Source organism: Halobacterium sp. CBA1126 (assembly GCF_009741975.1).
Lineage (GTDB): Archaea > Halobacteriota > Halobacteria > Halobacteriales > Halobacteriaceae > Halobacterium.
In genome coordinates this window covers 1-4047 of sequence record NZ_WPCF01000160.1, presented here as the reverse complement: position 1 = coordinate 4047, position 4047 = coordinate 1, and the positions used below count along the sequence as shown (strand labels likewise).

Below are 4047 nucleotides of genomic sequence, written 5' to 3'. Positions count from 1 at the left end.
GCGTCGTCGAGCGCGTCCGCGAGGACGGCTTCGAAGTGGATGAGGACGGCCGCGTCGCCGAGTCGGGCGTGGTCGCGCCGCCGTTCGAGGACGTCCGCGACTACGTCGACGCCGCCATCCGCGACGGGCTGGACTCCTCGGCCGTCCGCGCGTACCTCGACCGCATGGGGTTCGACGTCGACGCCTACGAACCGCTCACGAGCGAGCTCGACGGGCACGGCGCGGTCTCCCGGGAGCGGGCGCGGGACCTCCGGCTGGAACACGCAGACCGCCTCGAGCGCGACGTCCAGCGGGCGCAGTCGGTCCGCAGCGACTGACTACATGAAGCTCCCGAGGCCGGTCTGGGTCTGCCCGCTCTTCACTTCGTCCCACGAGACGTCCAGCGCCTCGAGGATGCGCTCGATGGGGCCCTTCAGGGTCTTCTCCAGCATCACGTCGTAGTCGATCTCGAACTCCTCGGGGATCTGGTCGGCGTACTCGTAGCAGATGACGTCGTGGTCGGTCTTGAACTCCACGTACAGCGGGTCGTCCCGGAGGTCGGGGTTCTCGGCCTCCAGCTCCCGGAAGAAGTCCGGGTGGACCTTCCGGAGGTAGACGCGCTTGGGCTTCGAGCCGCGCTGGAAGTTCGTGTCCAGCAGGAGGTTCGCGTACTTCGCGCCCCGCACCTGGGCGGTGTCCGTGTCGTAGTTGTCCAGCCGCTTCCCGATGCCGCCCGGGATGCCGATGTCGTCGACGTCGACGTCGCCCTCCTGGAACTCCTCGATGACGTCGTGGACGTACTCCTCGACGGCGTCGACGTCGCCCTCCTTCACGACGAGCTCGATGACGCGGCGCTGGACGCGCTTCGTGATGGGCGCGATGTCCGAGCGCTGGTACTCGAAGCCCGTGATGTCGATGTCGTCGACGTCCTTGCCCTCCTTCCAGACGATGTGGCCGGCGTAGCGCTTCTTCTTCCCGGCCTGGAAGAACCGCCGGTAGAGCTTCTCGAACTCGATCTCGAAGCGGTGCTCGTCGGCGTTGAGCTCCTCGCTGGCGAACTCGTCGTAGGCGCCGTTGATGTGCTCCTCGATGTCGAACGACGCCTCGATGGCCGCCTCCTTCGAGAGGTCCGGCCCGAGCTCCAGCATCACGGAGTCCGTGTCCCCGTACGCGACCTCGTGCCCGATCTCGTTGGCGGCCTCCTCCGTGAACGAGATGACCTCGCGGCCCGTCGCGGTGACGGCGGCGCCCATCTCCTTGTCGTAGAGGCGGAACCGCTCCCACCCCAGCACGCCGTAGAGGCTGTTCATGATGACCTTCACCGCGGCCTGCTGGCGGTCGTAGCGGTCGTAGGCCTCGCTGTCGGGGTCGTGTTCGTTCCGCGCGGCCTTCTTCTGCTCGCGCTCCGCGAGCGTCTCGTCGATGATCTCGCGGATGATGCCGTCCGGCTCCTTCCGGAAGTGCGTGCCGTTGGGCGCGCGGTACGTCTCCCCGTCGTACGCCTCGGGGTCGACCTTGGTCTCGGGCGACGCGTTCGTCGTCACCATGCACATCGGGTAGAGGCTCTTCAGGTCCAGCACGGTGACGTTCTCGCGGACGCCCGTGATGGGGTCGAAGACCGCCCCGCCCTCGTAGTCCTCGCTCTCCTGCTGGCCCTTCGACGGCAGCACGAACCGGCCGTGGGCCTTGTGCAGGATGTAGAGGTCCACCGCGTCCCCGGGCGTGGTGGCGTCCTCGAGCTTGCAGCCGACGAACTCCGCGACCTCCTTCCAGAACGGGACGATGTTCTGCTTCCGGTCGATCTCCACGCAGAGCTCCACGTCCCTGACGTTGTACTCCAGCAGGCGCTCGGGGTCGTCCTCCCAGAGGTCGCCGATGTCGCCCGTGTACCGCTCCTTCCCGGCGTCGAGCTCCTTCTCGCCGACCGCGTCCAGCCGGTAGGAGTCCAGCTCCGAGCGCTGCATCCGCTGGTAGCCGTACAGCAGGTCGAAGACCACCCGGCCCTTCACGTTCGGGCCGCCCCAGCCCGACGTCCACACCTCCTCCACGCGGGAGAGCCGGTCGGAGTCGAGGTCGCGGTCCGTGTACGGGTCGAGCTCGTCCAGCCGGTCGATGTAGTAGGGGGCGTCGAAGTCGTCGAAGTTCCACCCCGTCAGCACGTCCGGGTCGGTCTCCGCGAGGTAGTCGAGGAACGCCTCGTGCATCGCCTCCTCGCTGTCGAACGCCCGGACTTCGAGGTCGGCGCCCTCGTCCATCAGGTCGTGGTCGACCAGCGCCTCCGGCGACGGCGCGGTCGCGTCGGGCGCCTCGTAGAGCCACGCCACGTACTCGTCGCGGTAGGAGTCGTGGCTCGTCAGGCAGACGATGGGCTCCTCGCCGTCCTCCGGGAACCCGGAGCGGTCGTCGACCTCGATGTCGAAGGTGTTGACGCGGACGTCGGCGGCCACCTCGCAGGTCTCGATCTCGTCGTGGTGGACGTAGACGGCGCCGTCGTCGGCGCGGCGATCGGGCACGCGGAGCGCGCTGGTGATGTCCTTGTCGATGAGCAGGCGGTTCGGGAACAGGATGTCCGCCTCGTAGTGGTCGAAGCGGTCGCGGACGTTCCCGACGTCCCGCGGCGTGCGGCCGAAGATCTTCGTGAGCTTCTCGCCGCGGATGGACTCGTAGGGCTCGCCGTTTTCGTCGGTCTCCTCGCTGCCCGTGATGACGTCCTGCGCGAGGTCGTCCTCGTCGACGCTCTCGGTGGGCGCGTAGAAGTACGGCCGGAACCCGTGGACGCGGACGTGCTCGGCGGTGTTGTCCTCGGTGCGGCCGAACACGTGGACGACGGGGCGCTCGCGGTCGCCGTCGCCCTCCACCGTGTAGTCGACCTGCGTCACCATCAGCTCGACGTCGCCGTCGGCGTCCGGCAGCGCCTCGGCCTCCGCGGAGACGATCTCGTCCACGACGGGGTCGCCGTCCCCCGCGACGACTTCCGCTTCCGCGCGGACCGCGTCCTCGGGCGCGTCCGCCGAGTCGCCGGCGGCGTCGCTCCCCTCGTGCATGAACTCGGAGAGGTCCGTGTCTTCCATTACCTCAACGTTCGCCCCTGTCGCCTAAAAACTCGCCCTTCCGGGCGGCGAAATCGGCCATCGGGAGAAGGCTTATGGTATGCTACTTCTTACCACAGTCCGAGGTGACCGACGTGACTGACCACGCAGCGGGCGACGCGCATCGCCACAACGACGTCCCGCAGCTGCCCGAGAGTGACGAGGCCCGAGACACCGTCGAGTCCTACGACACAGAGGACGGGGTCGTGTTCTACGACGCCGACAATCCGCTCGCGTGGCTCAAAGCGACCAACGCCGTGTCGCTGGGCGACGTGCTCTGATAGGCAACGCTTTTCCACCGACGCCGCCCTTCTCCGAGCGTGTTCGACGAAGAGGACGCGGACGGCGACCACGACTTCCTGGACGACGAACCCAGCGAAGCCGAACAGGAGCTCGCGCCCAAGGTCGACGTCCCGTCCGTCAGCCAGCCCGAGATTCCCGACGGCTCGGACGCCCCCGCGGGCCTCCGCCGCCGCTTCTGGACGCTCGTCGTGACGTTCAACGTCGCGCTGCTGGCCGTCAGCATCGGCGCGATGTTCGTCGGCTTCCGCGGCCGCTGGCGGTACGGCGGCCTCGCGGTCGTCCTCGGCCTCGCGCTGTTCGCGTTCGGCTACTGGCGCTACCAGCGCTACACCGACGGGGACGCCGACTTCGACGACTGACGCCGGAAGGCCTAACGCGCCCCGGCCGCTGCACTCACGCATGCGCACGGTCCGCGACGACGACGGCCGCCGCTACCTCCTCCTCAAGCAGAGCAGCGACAGCAGCCTCGTCCGCGACCCCGAGACCGGCGACGAACGCCACCTCCCCAACGACGCCCTCGAACCCGCCGAGGGCGACGCGCCACTCGACGCGCTCGCGGCGGCGGTCCCCGAGCCCGCGCGCCGCGTCGTCACCGCGTGCCACGACGACTGGCACCTCGGCCTGCTCGTCGACCTCGCCGACCGGGGGCCGCTGGCCGCCCGCGAGATGCTCGGCG

4 protein-coding genes and 1 pseudogene are annotated in these 4047 nt (G+C 68.9%); 4 read left to right on the top strand and 1 reads right to left on the bottom strand.

The window, feature by feature from the left end; translation table 11 throughout:
* Positions 1 to 317 (top strand): annotated as a pseudogene (locus GJ634_RS15695) (glutamate--cysteine ligase); the annotation flags it as partial.
* Here GJ634_RS15695 and GJ634_RS14460 read toward each other — a convergent pair.
* The gene (locus GJ634_RS14460) at positions 318 to 3050 is read right to left on the bottom strand and encodes a DNA-directed DNA polymerase (RefSeq protein ID WP_157503554.1); all 2733 of its coding nucleotides are present in this window, start codon (positions 3048 to 3050) and stop codon (positions 318 to 320) included. It abuts the pseudogene before it with no gap.
* A 113-nt stretch (positions 3051 to 3163) separates the two neighbouring features.
* Here GJ634_RS14460 and GJ634_RS14455 point away from each other — a divergent pair, with 113 nt between their 5' ends.
* The 3 genes from GJ634_RS14455 to GJ634_RS14445 form a co-directional block, all read left to right on the top strand.
* Entirely contained in the window at positions 3164 to 3349 is a 186-nt protein-coding gene (locus tag GJ634_RS14455; protein WP_331714200.1) for a hypothetical protein, read from the top strand.
* Positions 3350 to 3388: 39 nt separating this feature from the next.
* Positions 3389 to 3730 carry a hypothetical protein gene (locus tag GJ634_RS14450; protein ID WP_331714199.1) on the top strand — a complete coding sequence of 114 codons (342 nt, stop codon included), beginning with the start codon at positions 3389 to 3391 and terminating at the stop codon, positions 3728 to 3730.
* A 40-nt stretch (positions 3731 to 3770) separates the two neighbouring features.
* The coding region (locus GJ634_RS14445; protein WP_157503552.1) for a hypothetical protein at positions 3771 to 4047 on the top strand (277 nt) is incomplete at its 3' end.